Source organism: Halomonas bluephagenesis (assembly GCF_054790765.1).
Window position 1 is genome coordinate 3007027 of record NZ_CP133631.1, and the last position, 16740, is coordinate 3023766.

General features: G+C 53.4%; 16 protein-coding genes. 7 read left to right on the forward strand and 9 right to left on the reverse strand.

The window, feature by feature from the left end:
• Positions 1-11 precede the first annotated feature (11 nt).
• From REH51_RS13565 to REH51_RS13585, 5 genes are all read left to right on the forward strand, one after another.
• The gene (locus REH51_RS13565; protein WP_009722372.1) at positions 12-701 is read left to right on the forward strand and encodes a CBS domain-containing protein; all 690 of its coding nucleotides are present in this window, start codon (positions 12-14) and stop codon (positions 699-701) included.
• A 193-nt stretch (positions 702-894) separates the two neighbouring features.
• A complete protein-coding gene (locus tag REH51_RS13570; protein WP_009722373.1) occupies positions 895-1674 on the forward strand; it encodes a ThuA domain-containing protein in 780 nt (259 codons plus the stop codon).
• A complete protein-coding gene (locus tag REH51_RS13575) occupies positions 1671-2720 on the forward strand; it encodes a Gfo/Idh/MocA family protein (RefSeq protein ID WP_009722374.1) in 1050 nt (349 codons plus the stop codon). The genes REH51_RS13570 and REH51_RS13575 overlap by 4 nt, the downstream gene beginning before the upstream one ends.
• Before the next feature lie 103 nt (positions 2721-2823).
• On the forward strand, positions 2824-4086 hold the full coding sequence (locus REH51_RS13580) for an ABC transporter substrate-binding protein (protein WP_009722375.1): 1263 nt from the start codon (positions 2824-2826) through the stop codon (positions 4084-4086).
• Between the two features lie 76 nt (positions 4087-4162).
• On the forward strand, positions 4163-5155 hold the full coding sequence (locus tag REH51_RS13585) for a LacI family DNA-binding transcriptional regulator (RefSeq protein ID WP_009722376.1): 993 nt from the start codon (positions 4163-4165) through the stop codon (positions 5153-5155).
• Between the two features lie 134 nt (positions 5156-5289).
• On the opposite strand, the gene REH51_RS13590 is transcribed toward REH51_RS13585, so the two are convergent.
• The 9 genes from REH51_RS13590 to REH51_RS13630 form a co-directional block, all read right to left on the reverse strand.
• Positions 5290-5838, reverse strand: coding sequence for a tetratricopeptide repeat protein (locus tag REH51_RS13590; RefSeq protein WP_009722377.1), 549 nt, complete (start codon positions 5836-5838; stop codon positions 5290-5292).
• Positions 5839-6211: 373 nt separating this feature from the next.
• A complete protein-coding gene (locus REH51_RS13595; protein ID WP_498936074.1) occupies positions 6212-7147 on the reverse strand; it encodes a PAAR domain-containing protein in 936 nt (311 codons plus the stop codon).
• 250 nt (positions 7148-7397) lie between these two features.
• Positions 7398-7811, reverse strand: coding sequence for a cytidine deaminase (cdd, locus tag REH51_RS13600; RefSeq protein WP_009722380.1), 414 nt, complete (start codon positions 7809-7811; stop codon positions 7398-7400).
• A 22-nt stretch (positions 7812-7833) separates the two neighbouring features.
• Positions 7834-8559 (reverse strand): purine-nucleoside phosphorylase, encoded by a 726-nt coding sequence (deoD, locus tag REH51_RS13605; protein ID WP_009722381.1) that lies wholly within the window; start codon positions 8557-8559, stop codon positions 7834-7836.
• Positions 8560-8719: 160 nt separating this feature from the next.
• Complete coding sequence (locus tag REH51_RS13610) at positions 8720-9964, reverse strand: phosphopentomutase (protein ID WP_009722382.1); 1245 nt, start codon at positions 9962-9964, stop codon at positions 8720-8722.
• Positions 9964-11316 carry a thymidine phosphorylase gene (gene deoA, locus REH51_RS13615; RefSeq protein WP_009722383.1) on the reverse strand — a complete coding sequence of 451 codons (1353 nt, stop codon included), beginning with the start codon at positions 11314-11316 and terminating at the stop codon, positions 9964-9966. The genes REH51_RS13610 and deoA overlap by 1 nt, the downstream gene beginning before the upstream one ends.
• A gap of 1 nt (position 11317) precedes the next feature.
• Positions 11318-12136 carry a deoxyribose-phosphate aldolase gene (deoC, locus tag REH51_RS13620; RefSeq protein ID WP_009722384.1) on the reverse strand — a complete coding sequence of 273 codons (819 nt, stop codon included), beginning with the start codon at positions 12134-12136 and terminating at the stop codon, positions 11318-11320.
• Between the two features lie 83 nt (positions 12137-12219).
• Positions 12220-13503 (reverse strand): NupC/NupG family nucleoside CNT transporter, encoded by a 1284-nt coding sequence (locus tag REH51_RS13625; protein ID WP_009722385.1) that lies wholly within the window; start codon positions 13501-13503, stop codon positions 12220-12222.
• 33 nt (positions 13504-13536) lie between these two features.
• Positions 13537-14379: an outer membrane protein OmpK gene (locus tag REH51_RS13630; RefSeq protein WP_009722386.1), complete on the reverse strand. Its 843-nt coding sequence runs from the start codon at positions 14377-14379 to the stop codon at positions 13537-13539.
• Between the two features lie 261 nt (positions 14380-14640).
• Between REH51_RS13630 and REH51_RS13635 the strand changes: the two genes are divergently transcribed.
• Positions 14641-15408: a DeoR/GlpR family DNA-binding transcription regulator gene (locus REH51_RS13635; RefSeq protein WP_009722387.1), complete on the forward strand. Its 768-nt coding sequence runs from the start codon at positions 14641-14643 to the stop codon at positions 15406-15408.
• 274 nt (positions 15409-15682) lie between these two features.
• The gene (gene cyoA / locus REH51_RS13640) at positions 15683-16738 is read left to right on the forward strand and encodes a ubiquinol oxidase subunit II (protein WP_009722388.1); all 1056 of its coding nucleotides are present in this window, start codon (positions 15683-15685) and stop codon (positions 16736-16738) included.
• Positions 16739-16740 lie beyond the last annotated feature (2 nt).

Here is a 16740-nt window from a genome sequence, read left to right on the forward strand (position 1 = left end):
AGGAGGACACTGTGCAAGCTATCGACATTATGACACCCAACGTGGTGTGTGTAGGCCCCGACGCAAACGTGCGCGATATAGCGCAGTTGCTACTCGAACACCGCATCAGTGCTGTACCGATCGTCGATGACGAACGTAGGGTGTTGGGTATCGTGAGCGAAGGCGATTTGATGCGTCGAGTGAAAGATGAAGCGGACGATAGCCGCTCTTGGTGGCTATCGCTCTTCAGTGGCGGTAAAGATGCGGGTGAGTATGTTAAATCCCATGGTCGTAAGGCGCATGAGGTAATGACCTCCAAGCCACTAACCGTCGAAGAGAATGCACCGCTGCATACCATTGCTCGTTTGCTGGAAAAGCATCACATCAAGCGTGTGCCAGTGGTGCGAGACGGTAAGCTCGTCGGTATTGTCAGTCGCGCAAACTTACTTCAAGGGATTGCTAACGCGATTGTAGCGCCGACTCAGTCGCCGGAGGATGATCGCTCTATTCGTGAAGCCATTCTTAAAGAGGTCGACAATAACACCGGCGTACGAACCGAAAGCTTTAGTGTGATTGTCGATGGCGGAAACGTAGAAATTTGGGGGCTAGTAGAGTCTGTAGAACAGAAGCAAGCGGTAACCGTAGCGGCTGAAAATACCCAGGGCGTCAAGAGTGTTGAAAATCACCTTGGCATGATGCCTCGTGGAGCGGGCTACTTCTAATACGCTGTGTTTCTTAGCTAAACAGCCCGTTGCTTAGTGCAGCGGGCTTTTTTGTGGGCGCTAATGCGCACTCTTTTTGCTCGTAAAAAGCGACTAAAGTTGTATTTAAGTAAACGTTTACTCTTTGCAAGTAAACGTTTACTTTAAGCCTCGTGGGTCATTTTTGAAGATGTTTTATTTCGCAGGAGAATGTATGAGCATTAACGTGACCGTATGGGGAGAAAACGTCCACGAGCAAACCAATGATGTCGTGGCGCGTATTTACCCTAAGGGCATGCACCAGTGCATCGCCGAAGGTTTAAACGAAGCGGAAGGCATAAATGCCACTGCCGTGACGCTGCAAGACCCTGAGCAGGGGCTTAGCGATGCGACGCTCGACAATACCGATGTACTGTTATGGTGGGGCCACGCCGCCCATGGTGACGTGCTTGAGGAGACCGTCGACCGCGTTCAAAAACGCGTGCTCCAGGGCATGGGCTTGATTGTGCTGCACTCAGGGCACTACTCGAAAATCTTTAAGCGCTTAATGGGAACTACGTGTTCACTCAAGTGGCGTGAAGCGGGCGAGCGGGAACGGCTGTGGGTGGTGAACCCAGGTCACCCGATTGTTCAAGGGCTGGGGGACTATATCGAGCTGCCCCATACCGAAATGTACGGCGAACCGTTTGCGGTGCCCAATCCTGATGAAGTGATCTTTATCAGTGCCTTTGAGGGGGGGGAAGTATTCCGCTCTGGTCTGACCTATAAACGTGGCAACGGTAAGATTTTCTACTTCCGTCCCGGCCACGAAACTTACCCGATTTATTACGATGCTCAAGTGAAAACTGTGTTGAAAAACGCCGTGACTTGGGCGCGCCCGGAAGGTTCTCGATGGATCGACAGCTGCCCTAATGTTCCCGCTGAACAAGCGCCTAATCCGGTCGAAATTAAAGGCGAAAGCCTGCATAAACCTGGCGAGGAGGGCTTCAAATGATCCGTTTGGCGATAATTGGTGCAGGCAGCATGGCCGGCGAGCACGCCAAGCATTTTGGCCGTCTTGAAGGAATCGAAGTGGTTGCCGTGTGCGACCGAGACCTTGCCAAAGCCCAGGCGTTTGCAGAGCATCATGGCATTGCTGACGTTTATCAAGACCTGGAAGCCATGCTGGCTCGGGATGATATTCACGCGGTAAGCAATGTAACTCCTGATGGTGTTCACAAAGCTACATCGTTGGCCGCCATTGCCGCCGGAAAGCATATTCTGTGTGAAAAGCCGCTGGCGACAAATGCACAAGATGCCCATGAAATGGCGGCGGCTGCTCAGGCCGCTAACGTGATCAACATGGTCAACTTAAGCTACCGCGATGCCCCAGCTATTCAGCACGCACGTGCGCTGATTGCGGGAGGGGCGATTGGTCAAGTTCGTCATGTAGATGCTAGTTACCGGCAAAGCTGGCTAGTGAGTAACGCCTGGGGACGCTGGAATGAAGATAGCCAGTGGTTGTGGCGGCTTTCCGAGTCCCACGGCAGCAAAGGCGTATTAGGCGATGTCGGCGTGCACATTGTCGACTTTGCCAGCTTCCCTGTTGGCGACATTACCCGCGTTAACTGTGAGCTAACCTGCTTTGAAAAAGCGCCAGACAATCGCATTGGTGAGTATGTGCTGGATGCCAATGATACGGCGCTGATGAGAGTGTCATTTGCCAATGGCGCAAAGGGCACTATTCAGGCTACACGTTGGGCAACAGGGCATCACAACTCGCTGGCGCTGAGTGTACACGGCGATAAAGGAGCAATTCGTATTGACCTGGACGCCTCAAAAGAGGATGTGCAGGTATGTCTCGATGATGACGTACATCCCGCTCGCTGGAGCACAGTGAAAGCACCGTCCACGCCGAGTATTTACCAGCGCTTCGTCGAGAGCATTCGCAGTGGGAATAACGATCAACCTGATTTTGCACGCGGCGCTGCGATTCAAACCGTGCTCGATGCCTGTTTCGTATCAAGCCAGGAAGACCGCAGCCTAGCGATTGCCAGCTAGGTGGGTGGCTCTTCAAATAACAAAATACTAATCCGATTAAGTTAACGAGCACCCTATCTACTAATAACAATCCTAACTACCAATAACAATAGAGGTGAATGCTATGCGTTATTACCTGCGCTCATCAGCTGTACTGCTTGCCCTGCTGCCCACAACGCTGCCTGCCATGGCGGCTGAAATTACCATTGCCTGCGGCGATGGTGGGGCAGCAGATTTCTGCCCAACGCTGGCAGAACAGTGGGCCAACGCTAACGGCCACCAAGTGAATATTGTCACCACGCCAGCATCGGCGACTGAGAAGTTGTCGCTCTATCAGCAACTATTAGGCAGCCAATCGCAAGATGTGGATGTGCTGATGGTGGATATTGTGTGGCCAGGGCTACTGGCCGACCACTTGGTTGACCTAAATGACTACTTGCCGGAGGGCGCGACTGACGGCTTTATTCCCTCACTGATGGATAACAATACCGTGCAGGGCAAGCTGGTGGCATTGCCGTGGTTTACGGATGCAGGGCTGCTCTATTACCGCCACGACTTGCTAGACAGATACGACGCCGAAGTGCCAGAAACTTGGCAGGCCTTGACTGACACCGCGCGGCGTATCCAGCAGGCTGAGCGCGACGCAGGTAATGCGCGCATGCATGGGTTTGTGTTTCAGGGGCGAGCTTATGAGGGGCTGACCACGAATGCGTTGGAGTGGATAGCTAGCTACGGTGGCGGCACCTTTGTGAATGCTGATGGGCAAGTCACCATCGATAATCCCCAAGCCGTAGAGGCCATCACGCTAGCAGCCTCTTGGGTGGGTGATATTAGCCCTGAGGGTGTGCGCAATTACATGGAAGAAGAAGCACGCGGGGTGTTCCAGGCGGGTAATGCTGTGTTTATGCGCAACTGGCCTTATGTCTGGTCGTTGGGGCAGGCAGATGGCACGCCCATTCAAGGCAAGTTTGGCGTCGCGCCGTTACCCCGCGGGCCCGAAGGGCAGTCTGTCGCGACGCTTGGCGGCTGGAACTGGGCGGTTTCGCGCTATTCAGAGCACCCTGACATCGCCGCTGACCTAGTGGCTTATCTCACGGCTGAGGAGCAGCAGAAAGCTCACGCCGTTGAGTTTGGTCGAAACCCGACGCGGCCTGTGCTCTATGAAAATGCCGAGGTGCTGGAAGCCCATCCGTTTATTGGCGAACTTTATGAAACCGTTATGAACGGCGTACCACGTCCTGCGAGCGTTACTGGAGAAGCGTATCCACGGGTGTCTAACGCAGTGTTTAACCGCGTGCATGATGCCCTATCCGGGGATACTTCCCCCGAACAAGCAATTCAGCAGCTCGATAGCGAGCTTGCCCGTATAGGGAGGCGTGGTTGGTAGCTGGATTTGCCGCAATGCTTAGCGATTTTCGGCACAATTTTTGGCACAATCATAAGCCGAGTCGCTGAGGCATGGCATGAAACAGACCAAACAGAGCGCCCAAACGGCGACCATACGTGAAATAGCCCGGCGGGCCGATGTATCCATTGCCTCGGTTAGTCGGGCGCTAAATGGTAAGCCTGGGCTAAGCGATGCGTTGCGGGAAAAAATTCTCACCATCAGCCGTGAAGTGGCGTATCAACCTAGCGCAGCAGCCAGGCAACTGATTAGTGGTAAAGCTGCTGTAGTCGGTATTTCCTTGGGGCGTCAGGATATCGAGCTTCGCCCCTACTATATTTTGCTGTATCAGCACTTAACCGTGGCACTGCACCAGCAGGGCATGGTGCCGATCTTTTTCCACCACGATCAAACTGCCGAGCTTCCCGAACGGGCGGGCGCGGCTATTCTACTGGGTGAAACCGCCGAGGATGAGCGCCCCAGCTTGCTAGAAAATGCCAGCGTGCCTTTTGTACGTATTGGCAACCCAGGGCAAGGATTTTCGGTCGCACCGGATGATGCTCAAGGGTTTTATGAAATGACGCACCACCTCATCGCGCAAGGGCGTCGACAGCTCGCCTTTGTTGGCGGTGAGTTGGAAATACCGCGTCCTCACAGCCGTTTAGAGGGGTACCGACGGGCGCTTGATGAAGCAGGGCTTTCTGAGCAGTTGATTAGCCTGCCGCACCGCTTTAGCTCAGATTCACTAACCAGCTATCGCTATTTAAATCGTTTGTTGGCGGATACATCAAACGGCCAAACGCTGCCATTTGATGCGCTAGTATGCGCCACCGACGAGCTGGCGCTGGGCTGCGTCGCTGCGCTAGAAGACAGGGGAATCGACGTGCCTCACCAAGTCGCAGTGACCGGCTTTGATGACCTGCCAACCCTTGCCACTGGGTTAACCACCATTCGCCAAGATATTGCAGCGATTGCGGCAATGAGTGTGGAGCTGTTGGGCGAAGCGCTAGCAAACAAAGCGCCCCGGCATGTATCGCTGCCGGTGACGCTGGTACTGCGGGAAACAGGTTGAATTTTCATATGGGCTACTGAGACTGCTTTGAAAGCGGCAAGCCAGGTAACGTTTTCAAGAATGAAGGCCAAGTATTTATTTCTTCCGCATCAACACTTTATTCACATAGCTTCCATCCTGGAGGCTTTCGACTGTCATTTTGGCCATTTCAGTTTCCATTTCACCCTTTCCTGCTCAAGATATGCCTCGACCAGTTCTGACGCAATGTGGGTGTCAGCCAGGATGGCCGCGCCCACCCAGTTGGCGGGGATTTTGTTATCAGTACTATGTCGCTCGGCGTAATGCTTCTCGACAGTTGAGTAGCACTCCTTTCCACTGTCATTACCCTCGACTTCTTCTATCAGAATGCAGCGAAAAAGGAGTAGTGAGTCATTTCTTGGCGCAATGTCAAAAGCGCTTTCCACATCACGTAGTGCGATATCGTAGTTTTGTCGGTAGACGGCAACCTGAGCTCTATTGAGCAGAGCTTCATGGTTGTTGGGATCTACTTCCAGCGATTGTTCGATCAGTTTCTTGGCTCTATCCAGTCTTGCGCTATTTTCTTCTGCTATTCCGAAGGCCACTTCTTCGTTGGCTTGTCTTTGAAGATCGATAGACTCGACATTAAGTTTGTGGTCTGTGCTTTCTTGGCAAGCTGAAATTAAAACGGAAATTGGCAGAATAAGGAGTAATGTCTTAATCATGTCATTTCTCTACTACTTGGATAGAAGTCGTCTTGCTGGTACTAGGTGGTATTGGAGTAACTCTCACCGTTAATATAACTTCGTTCAATTAGGATAAGACTATCGCTGAATTAATTGGCTGAAAAAAACAATGCATCGACCGATAAGACAGAGCAACACCGCAAGAATCCCGAAGATAAATAGGGACGCAAACAGCCATCCAAAAAATACGGAAGTGATGGCCCCGTACTGGTACTCACAGGAAGACATATCGGTTGTGTACGCGCAAAACTCCCCTTGGGGATTATGATCGAGTGCCACATAGACCATCAGGGTCGCAATAATCAAGGCAAGAGTAATCGAAATAAGTAGGCATATCACTTTGATGCGCTGTTTATTCACTTCTGCTTTCCCATAGCTCTTGATCGTAGATGAACTTCACTCGGGCACCGTAATCATTTACATGTTCTGCACCAAGAGCATTGTAGATACTAGCGACCTTTTCGATGCTGGAAGGTACAACTCTAGCTTGAATCCTTTTCAGCAGGACTGCAGAAACATAGATGTTAGGGTATGGATAATTGACAACCTCATACCGTGTGAAGCCCGCCTCATCTGCGATGGGCTTCCAATATTCGTAGTTTATATTCATGGGCCGGAATGATGTATTCCGTGGGTGAATCCTGTCGTAATAACCATGGGTTGTTTCAATGTACGCGATGGCCCTCAACAGTTTTGTGTCTACGCCTACCTCTCTGCCAACTTCTTCGAATGCTTGCTTGTTTTCATTAACTTCCTCGAACGCATTGAGCGCATACCATGGTTCTTTTCCAGACGTGTTCGGATTGTCCTCGATCTCAAATATTGCTGGTGTGTCGTTGACAATGCTCTCCCATCTATCTTCTGCCATATTAACGATGGGTGGCTCCTGTTCATCTCTCAAAACTTGCTCGCTAGCGCCACCTTGAGCTGATTTTTCACCTAGGTTATTGGCCCGAGGGGAACCGTATTCATTATTGATGTCGTTAGGCGGCTGAATGCTAGACAGAGATGAAGTGTTTGCCCCGCCTGAAGGTTGGCCAGTGACAGCACTGGAGGCTGCGATTACCGTTCCGCCACATGAAGTTTGGCTGCCATGAATGGCAGGCGCGGCACCTTCAATGGTGTACCAATCCAGGCCGGTGACGATACTGTCGCCGCAGGAACTGCGGTCGCCAACGCGGGCGGCGGGAACACCGTCAATAAAGGTGGTCGAGGCCGCACTGACAATGCGGTGAGGGCCTCCCTTACAGGGGCAGGCAACTTGGTCGCCGAGCTTCGCTTGTTCCATAGCAGTATTACCTTCCTGAAAGCCACTAAAGCGTGCTTAAGTGGCTGCTCGTCTGAGGTTTTTAAATGGTTTGAGTGATTTAAGCTGGCTAACATATCAGGCTCGTATTGGGGGAGTAAATACTTAAAATTGTGTAATATTAATACTTTTAAAAGATGATTTTACTACCAAGATAAATACTATTTAAGTTTCAAAAGCATAAAAAAACCGAGCAATTATTTGCTCGGTTTTTTTATGTTTTATAGTAAAATTAAGATTGATGCGACGGCAGTTGCTCGGGGCCGAAGGCATCGGGCAGTAGTGTTTCCATAGTGTAGGTTTTCAGCACGTCGCCCTGGTGGGAAAGCACCATAATTTGCGTTTCTGGGGTGGCGAATTCACGAATGCGCTGACGGCAGTCGCCACAGGGTGTGCACAGGTGCTCGCCTGGGCCCATCACGTACACCTTGGCCAGCTCGCGCTGGCCAGCGGTGATCATGGCGGAAATCGCCGAGGCTTCCGCACACAGCCCTTTATAATGCGCCACTTCCACGTTACAACCAGCAAATTGCTGGCCATCTGGGCACTCCATCACCGCTGCTACCGGATGATTGGAGTAGGGCGCATAAGCGTTGCCCAAGGTGGTCAGCAGCGTGTCAACCAGTGCCTTATCAGCTTGGCTCATGGCGTTATCCTCATAATGGCTATTAGGCCTTAGCGGCGTCGTCGCGCAGTACTGTATCCAACGCAATCGTCATCATGTCGTTGAAGGTGGTCTGACGGTCGGCGCTGGAGAGCGAGTCGCCTTTCAGAATATGGTCGGACACCGTGCAGATGGTTAGCGCGCGAGCACCAAACTCTGCTGCAACGCCGTAAAGGCCTGCCGCTTCCATTTCCACACCCACGATGCCGTAGCGCTTGAGCAGTTCGGCCATGTCGGTCTGCGGGTTATAGAACAGATCCGCTGAGAAGATATTGCCGACTTTTACCGGCACATTCTGTGCCTTGGCAGCTGCTACCGCGTGGCTTGTTAGCTCAAAGTCAGCGATGGCCGAGAAGTCATGGTCATTAAAGCGCATGCGGTTCACTTTGGAATCCGTGCAGGCTCCCATGCCGATGACTACGTCACGTACGTTAACGTCGTCGCGCACTGCGCCGCAGGAACCTACACGAATAATCGACTTAACGCCGTAGTCGGTAATCAGCTCTTTGGCATAAATTGACACCGACGGAATTCCCATGCCGTGGCCCATGACCGAAATTTCGCGGCCCTTGTAAGTGCCGGTGTAGCCGAACATGCTGCGTACATCGTTCACCTGACGAACATTTTCCAGGTAGGTATCGGCGATGTACTTGGCGCGCAGCGGGTCGCCGGGCATCAAAACGGTATCCGCGAAATCGCCCATTTCAGCATTGATATGTGGTGTTGCCATAAAACGCTCCTATCTAAAAAATGATTGGCCCGAACAACCCTAGGCGGGGGCGCTGTAAACCCTTCCCTGGGCGCTACTTTCGCCATCCTTGGCGAAAGACCCCCGCTACGGGTTGATACTGGCCTTGCACAATAGTGTGCTAATGATTTGTCATCGGCCTTTAAGCCGCTTTAGGTAAAAAACTCTTGCCGTCTTCCATCGCTTCAACGGCGAAGAAGGCGGCTAATGTCTGGCCGATATCGGCAAAGGTGTCGCGCTCGCCTAGCGGGCCGGGGGCAAACCCTGCGCCATGCACCATTACCGGCACGTATTCGCGGGTGTGTTCGGTGCCTTCCCAGCTGGGGTCGCAACCGTGGTCGGCGGTGAGCAGCAACAGGTCATCATCGTTCAGTGCGGCAAGCAGTTCCGGCAGGCGGGCATCGAAATGCTCAAGCGCGGCAGCGTAGCCCGGCACGTCGCGGCGGTGGCCGTAAACCGAGTCAAAATCAACAAAGTTGGTCATGATCATGGTGGTTCGGTCACTGGACTCTTTAGCGGTGCGTGCCACTTCGGCGAGCGTGGCTTCCATCAGGGCGTCGTGACCGCTGGCTTTGACCTTATGAGTAATGCCGCAATGCGCGTAAATATCCGCGATCTTGCCAATCGAGACCACTTCGCCGCCCGCATCTGCCAGTTTCTGCAGCACGGTGGGGCTGGGTGGCTCAACGCTGTAGTCGCGGCGGTTGCCGGTGCGGGCAAAGCTTGCGCTGTCATCGCCGTTAAACGGGCGGGCAATCACGCGGCCAATGTTGTAAGGCTCGAGAAGCTCGCGCACGGTTTCGCAAAGCGTGTAGAGGCGCTCTAGGCCAAAGTGCTCCTCGTGGGCGGCAATCTGAAACACGGAATCTGCCGAGGTATAAACAATCGGCTTACCGCTTTGGACGTGCTCTTCGCCCAGGCGGGCGATGATCTCGGTGCCGGATGCGTGGCAGTTACCGATTACGCCGGGCAGGCTGGCTTGTTGAACGATTTTTTCTAACAGCTCGGTGGGAAAACTGTCGGTTTTATCAAGAAAATAGCCCCAGTCAAAGCGCACCGGCACACCAGCAATTTCCCAATGGCCGGAAGGGGTGTCCTTGCCGCTGGAAATCTCTTTGGCGTGGGCATACGCGCCTTTCAATTGAGTTGGCAGGCTAACACCTTCGGCAACGTTTCCCGTCGCATCGCGGTGGGCGTGGAACAGACCTAGCGCCGCCATGTTGGGCAGTTTCAAGGGGCCTGAGCGCTCAGCAGTATCGGCGTCACCGCGGGCGCAGGCGGCTGCGATGTGGCCCAGGGTGTCAGCCCCCTGATCGCCGAATTTGTCAGCATCCGGGGCGCTACCAATCCCGAAAGAATCAAGTACTAATACAATCGCACGGCGCATTAGGCTTCTCCTCGGAAGGTTTCTTGAAGCAGTGTGTCCGCAGCGGCAGCCTCTTCGCTAAGGGTCATGGCAGCACGCAATTGGGCAGCGGCACGGTTGGCCGCGTCTTCACTGCGGGCGTGAACGATAGCTAGCGGGCGCTGACTATCGACGCGGTCACCAATTTCGACAATATCGCTAAAGCCGACGCTGTGATCGACGCTAGCGTCGTTGCGCAGGCGGCCACCACCCAGCTCGACCACGCTCATACCGACGGCACGGGTGTCGATGCGCTGTACGATGCCACTCTGCTCGGGGTACACCGGCTGAATGACCGGTGCGGTGGCTAAGTAGCTATCCGAGCGTTCCATAAAGTCGGCGGGGCCGCCCAACTCGCGCACCATCCGGGCGAAGACCTCGGCTGCTGCACCTGATGTGAGCGCTTTTTCCAGCTTGGTCAGGGCTTCTTCACGAGAGCTTGCCAGTTTGCCAGCCATCAGCATTTCTACCGCGAGCTCACGGGTGACCTGCATGATGCGGCTGTTAGCACGTTCGCCGCGCAACAGGGCCAGGGTCTCGACGATTTCGACCGCGTTGCCGGCGCAGGGGGCCAGCGGCTGGCTCATGTCGGTGAGCAGAGCCGTGGTCGGCGTGCCGGCCTGGGTCGCCACGTTGGCGATGCTCTTGGCAAGCTCGCGGGATTTTTCCGGCGTAGGCATAAAGGCGCCGCTACCAACCTTAACGTCCATCACTAAGGCGTCTAAACCGGAGGCCAGCTTTTTACCCAGAATAGAGGCGGTAATCAGCGGAATGGATTCCACGGTGGCGGTCACATCACGCACGCCGTAAATGCGTTTATCGGCGGGGGCCAGGTTGCCGGTTTGGCCGATAATCGCCACGCCGGTAGATTTCACCACGTTGCTAAACCGTTCTGGCGCTGGGTAGGGGTCGTAACCGGGGATCGATTCCAGCTTGTCCAGGGTGCCGCCAGTGTGGCCAAGTCCACGACCTGAAATCATCGGCACAAACGCGCCGCAGGCGGCGACCCAGGGGCCGAGTACCAACGACACTAGATCACCAACGCCGCCAGTGGAGTGTTTATCGACAATTGGGCCGGGCAGGTTGAGGGAATCCCACTGCATGACATGGCCGGAGTCGCGGGTCGCCGTGGTCAGTGCGACCACTTCTTCACGGCTCATGCCGTTTAAGAACACCGCCATGGTGAAGGCGCCAATTTGGGCATCGCTGATGCGATCATCGGCAATGCCCTGCACGAAGGCTTTGATCTCTTCCGCAGGTAGCGGCTGGCTATCGCGCTTCAGGCGAATCAGTTCCTGGGGCAGGAGAGCGTGATGAGAAGCGGTAGACGACATTTTAGTAGCCTCCATTAGTAGTGGAGAGCGGAGCGGCCTGTGAAGCGCCACTTAGCGTGTTCAATAAATTACCCAGCAGACTGGAAGCGCCAAACCGGAAGTGCTCAGGCGTTACCCACTGCGCGCCCATAATGTTAGTGGCAAGTGCCAAATAGTCGGCGGCTTCTTCGGCGGTGCGAACGCCACCTGCGGCTTTAAACCCGACATCTTCACCGCTGGCTTTAATCGCGTTGAGCATAATCTCAGCGGCTTCCAAGGTGGCGTTCGTTTCGACCTTGCCCGTCGATGTTTTAATAAAGTCAGCGCCGCCCTCAATGGCCAGTTCACTGGCACGCTTGATAAGCGCGGGATCTTTGAGTTCGCCTGATTCAATGATGACTTTTAAGCGTGCTTGTCCGGCGCAGGCGGCTTTACACATTTCGACCAGCTCAAGGCCGGTTGCTTCATCGCCTGCCATCAACGCGCGATAGGGGAAAACTACATCGACTTCATCGGCACCGGAAGCGACGGCGTCGCGGGTTTCACGGGCAGCGCCCATGATGTCGTCACCGCCGTCAGGAAAGTTGGTAACCGTGGCAATTTTAACGTGGTCATTGAGCTTGTGAGCGGTTAGCGCACGCTGCGCGGTAACCACAAATTGTGGGTAAACGCATACCGCTGCCGGGTTGCCAAAAGGCGTTTTAACCTGCTGGCACAGCGCTTCAATGGTGCTATCGGTGTCGCTGTCGTTCAGGCTCGTCAGATCCATGAGGGTGAGTGCTTGGCGGGCGGCTTGGATGATATGGGCTTGAGTGTGCTGAGAAGGGGCAGTCGCAGTCATGGAGTTCTCACAAATTAATAAAAGACAGAACGGGCACTGCGTGAAAACAGCAGCGCCCGTTGCATAGTATCGTGCTCGCTGCGTTAAGCCGTGGCGCTACTCAACGCAATAAAGAAGCCAGCAATTGAGGCCGACATTAGGTTAGAGAGTGTACCGGCCAATACGGCCTTCACGCCAAAACGAGCAATCTCTTTGCGGCGAGTAGGAGCAATACTGCCTAAACCGCCTAGCAAAATGGCAATGGATGACAGATTGGCAAAGCCACATAACGCAAAGGAAAGAATTGCCATGGTGTGTGGTGTCATCATCTGACCCGTGGCGGCCACTACCTGTTCCCCATCAATGTAGGGAGCCAGGTTAATAAAGGCCACAAACTCATTCACCACCAGCTTTTGACCAATAAACGACCCTGCCAGCGTGGCTTCTTCCCAGGGAACGCCAAGTAAGAAGGCAAGCGGTGCAAACAGCCAGCCGAGGATAAGCTCAAGGCTGAGCGATTCAAAGCCAAACCAGCCGCCGATGCCGCCCAAAATACCGTTAATAAGAGCGATAAGAGCAATAAACGCCAGCAGCATGGCACCGACGTTGGCGGCAAGCTTCATACCTGACGTAGCGCCCGCTGCGGCTGCATCTAATACGTTGGCGGGTTTGTCTTCCTGCTCTTTAAGCTCTTCTTCTACTTTAGAAACGCTGTCGCTATCGGTTGCGTCTTGGGTTTCAGGCATGATCAGCTTGGCAAACAGCAGGCCACCCGGTGCCGCCATAAAAGAAGCGGCGACCAAGTACTCCATAGGAATCCCCAGCGCGGCGTAGCCCGCCAGAACTGAACCAGCCACTGATGCTAGGCCACCGCACATCACTGCAAATAGCTGAGAAGGGGTCATTCGGGCGATAAACGGGCGAACCACCAGCGGCGCTTCGGTTTGGCCAACAAAGATGTTTGCCGTGGCTGAAAGCGATTCGGTACGTGAGGTGCCAAGTGCTTTTTGCAGCGCGCCGCCTAAAATCCGAATGACCCACTGCATGATGCCGATGTAATAAAGTACCGCGATGAGTGACGAGAAAAAGATAATCACTGGCAGTACTTTTATGGCAAAAACGAAGCCAACGTTGTCGACATCGGCTAAGCCGCCAAACAGAAAGCCGATGCCGTCATTGGCGTAGACTAATACTTGGCTAACGCCTGACGAGATAGCTTGTAGCACCGCTTGGCCAAATGGCACATAAAGAACAAATGCACCTATCCCTGCCTGAATGGCAAACGCGCCGAGCACAGTACGCAGCCGAATCGATTTACGGTCGTAAGAGAAGATTAGTGCGATGGTTACCAGCGTAACCATACCTACCAGGCTCATGATGAGGGTCATGTGGGTACCTTCCGAGCGAGTGAAGTGGGGCGATTACAGTAAGTTTAGCTTTACTGAGTAAATCATCGCATTTTGGTAAGCGTCCGGGGTACCCAGCTTATTCTCTGAGTAGCGATACTGCACGCCAGTGGTAATTAGCTCAGAAGGGTGCCACCACAAGCTAAGCGCGCCGTTGGTGCCCACACTGCCCGCTTTATCGCCTACGTAGTTCTGCTCCAGGTACTCGTCATCACGGCCAAAGGTTTGTTCATGCCAGTTGGTGACACTGAAGTTCTGGTTGAGCGCTGAGAAGTCATAACCTGCTACCCACCCTGCCATAAAGCCATTCATGCCAGTATAGCCGTCGCTCTGCACGCGAGCTGCGCCAATAAACGGTTTGAACCATAGGCCATTGTCGAAGGTCGTGCGGTAGCCAAGACCGAGAATTTGATCCTGCTCGCGAGCGTTGAAACCATAATCGCGGAAGTCGTACAGATGCGCGTAGATCGATAGCGGGCTGTCACCTAAATAAATGTGCGAGGTAATTTTGCCCGCGGTACGGAAGTTATCTTTACCGCCGCTTGATTCGTCAAACTGGTCGTTCGTCGGGTTCTCGAAATCGAAAAAGCCGTAGAATTCGCCCCAGCTGTAACCTACGCCGCCTTCGATTTCTACAAACGTGAAATCGCTTTTTGCTGCGTTATTAGCGGTACGTGCTTCAGTGCCGTTTGACCAATCCAAGTAGTTCACTGACACATTGGCAAATGACCAAAGGGGAGTCGTCGGTGACGCGAGGGTGTCGTTTGCTAACGCTGGCGTTACCAGCGCAGTACTTGCCAGTAAAACGCCAGCGCCAAGCGTGACGAAAGAAAAACGAGAAGGAGTTTGAATAGTCATGGAAGCCTCAACAGGTTTGTTATGAGTCGTGTGGGCTGGCGTTAATGTTAAAATTATAACATTGAGTGTTATTTTTTTAACGTTGATTTGCAAGTATTACGACATCAACGTCCTTTGGATGTGATATGACTCTCAAATAGTCGAATGATGGTGTCTGACAGTGGAAATAACGCAAGGGCTGGCTCAGCATAGGCTTCGAATACTTGCTAACCGCTGATAGAAAAATAACGTCTGAACTTGGGACTAAAGGAGAGATTTGCCATGAACGACCGAAGCGCTCAGCGTTTGGCAATGTTGCAAGAAGCGCTAGCCAGCGGGGGAACATTGCATCTGCGTGATGCTGCTGAGCTGTGCGGCGTTTCTGAAATGACGATCCGTCGGGACGTTACTACGCAGCCTTCGGCGATTAGCTTGTTGGGCGGTCGGCTGGTCATGGCAAACTACCCTGGCGTAACGCCGGTGTACGACCTAACCGAGCAGCAGGCGAGTCACTATCAGGTTAAGCACCGTCTCTGTCAGCGGGTTGCCAGCTTGATTGAGGAGGGCGACACGCTGTTTATTGACTGTGGTTCAACACTGATTCCGTTGCTTAGCCAGCTTAGCCATTTCCGCGAACTCACCGTGGTGACGTATGCCCTTAACGTGGCTAACTCAGTGGCCACGCTGCCCAATGTTCGGTTAGTGCTGCTAGGTGGGTTGTTTTACGCTTCATCACAGTCGTTTGGCAGTGATGGTATGCGAGCTGCTATTGAGCGTTTAGGCATTAATAAAGCACTGATCTCGGCGGCGGGGGTGGACTGCGAACGGGGCGTTAGCTGTTTCCATTTTCACGAAGTGGCTCCAAAGCAGGCCGCTATTGCGACTGCCATGCAACGCCTGTTGATTGTTGATGCCAGTAAATTTGGCTTAGTGCGCCCAGCCTATTTTGCCGCGTTATCCGATTTCGATATTGTCGTGACTGACGATGAGCACGCACCTAAATTACTAGACTGTCTTCCTCAGGCATCGCTTAGCGTGACAGTCGCTTAACATATTTTTGAGCCCTCAGGGTGCGGCAAAGCGCCTCTTTCTGATTGACCCAGATCAATAGAAAATACTTTAGTCTTAGTTTATGCACGCATGGCGTGTGCTGGCTATGGCTCGCTACCAACCCCCTTCGGTAGCGCATATTTTTCCCGGAGCAACGCATACGAACTCACTGTTCTGGGAAAAGTATGGGGTGTTAGTTAGCGCGCTATTTAGCTAGCTATTAAGCTGGTCATGTAGCGCGCTGTTTTGGACAACTCTCTGACGAGATCACACCATGCAACGACATACCCTCTGGCGCAGGCGAGGCACATTTGTGCTCGTCGTATTGTGCCTGTTGTTAACGGGCTGCAGTTCTGCATTGTTGGATCCCAAGGGACAGATTGGCGTTGAGCAACGCTCGCTAATACTGACCTCCTTTGGGCTGATGCTAATTGTGGTTATTCCGGTGATAGTGATGACGCTGCTGTTTGGTTGGCGTTATCGGCGCAGCAACCGCAACGTTGCTAAATACCTACCTGATTGGGCGCACTCTAATGCGATTGAAGTCGCGGTATGGACAGTGCCTTGCTTGATCATCGCTGTATTAGCGTTTCTTACTTGGAAAACCTCTCATAGTTTAGATCCCCATAAGCCAATCGAAAGCGATACCGCCGCGATGGAAATCCAAGTGGTAGCGCTGGACTGGAAATGGCTGTTTATCTACCCCGAACAAGGCATTGCCAGCGTTAACGAACTGGCCTTTCCTGTGGATACGCCGGTGCGTTTTCGGGTTAGCTCCGGCTCGGTGATGAACGCGTTCTTTATTCCTCGCCTGGGCAGCCAAATCTACGCCATGGCGGGTATGGATAACGACGTTCACCTGATTGCGGACGACGTCGGCGTTTATCCAGGCCGTTCCACAAATTACAGCGGTGCTGGCTTCTCAGGAATGACCTTCGATGCTCACGTTACCACCCCTGAAGACTTTGAGACGTGGGTTGAAAACGTGCGGGCTTCCAATGAAATCCTGTCCTATCCCGAACGCTATAGCGACTTAGCCAAACCGAGTGAATACCACCCGGTCGAGTACTTCTCTGAGGTATCCCCGGCGCTCTATACGTCGATTCTAACCAGCTTTCATACCGGTGGTAGCGGGCACGGTGGTCATGGCGACCACGCTCACCACGCTGAAACCGTCAGTGATACTCACGATAGCCACGGCGAGTCTGGCGAGCTAGAAAGCGCGAGCGCTACCCATCATCAGGCCGCGTTTGGCCACGTTACCAATCAGCATGCTAGTGAGGATCACGCGATGAGCGGCCATCCCACAAGCGTTGAAGCGGGGGGTTAAGC

Coding starts and splice junctions, on each gene's coding strand:
- REH51_RS13590 (WP_009722377.1), bottom strand. CDS start 5,838: ATGATTAAGACATTACTCCTTATTCTGCCAATTTCCGTTTTAATTTCA.
- REH51_RS13580 (WP_009722375.1), top strand. CDS start 2,824: ATGCGTTATTACCTGCGCTCATCAGCTGTACTGCTTGCCCTGCTGCCC.
- cyoA (WP_009722388.1), top strand. CDS start 15,683: ATGCAACGACATACCCTCTGGCGCAGGCGAGGCACATTTGTGCTCGTC.
- REH51_RS13630 (WP_009722386.1), bottom strand. CDS start 14,379: ATGACTATTCAAACTCCTTCTCGTTTTTCTTTCGTCACGCTTGGCGCT.
- cdd (WP_009722380.1), bottom strand. CDS start 7,811: ATGAGCCAAGCTGATAAGGCACTGGTTGACACGCTGCTGACCACCTTG.
- REH51_RS13585 (WP_009722376.1), top strand. CDS start 4,163: ATGAAACAGACCAAACAGAGCGCCCAAACGGCGACCATACGTGAAATA.
- deoD (WP_009722381.1), bottom strand. CDS start 8,559: ATGGCAACACCACATATCAATGCTGAAATGGGCGATTTCGCGGATACC.
- REH51_RS13635 (WP_009722387.1), top strand. CDS start 14,641: ATGAACGACCGAAGCGCTCAGCGTTTGGCAATGTTGCAAGAAGCGCTA.
- REH51_RS13625 (WP_009722385.1), bottom strand. CDS start 13,503: ATGACCCTCATCATGAGCCTGGTAGGTATGGTTACGCTGGTAACCATC.
- REH51_RS13595 (WP_498936074.1), bottom strand. CDS start 7,147: ATGGAACAAGCGAAGCTCGGCGACCAAGTTGCCTGCCCCTGTAAGGGA.
- deoC (WP_009722384.1), bottom strand. CDS start 12,136: ATGACTGCGACTGCCCCTTCTCAGCACACTCAAGCCCATATCATCCAA.
- REH51_RS13575 (WP_009722374.1), top strand. CDS start 1,671: ATGATCCGTTTGGCGATAATTGGTGCAGGCAGCATGGCCGGCGAGCAC.
- REH51_RS13610 (WP_009722382.1), bottom strand. CDS start 9,964: ATGCGCCGTGCGATTGTATTAGTACTTGATTCTTTCGGGATTGGTAGC.
- deoA (WP_009722383.1), bottom strand. CDS start 11,316: ATGTCGTCTACCGCTTCTCATCACGCTCTCCTGCCCCAGGAACTGATT.
- REH51_RS13570 (WP_009722373.1), top strand. CDS start 895: ATGAGCATTAACGTGACCGTATGGGGAGAAAACGTCCACGAGCAAACC.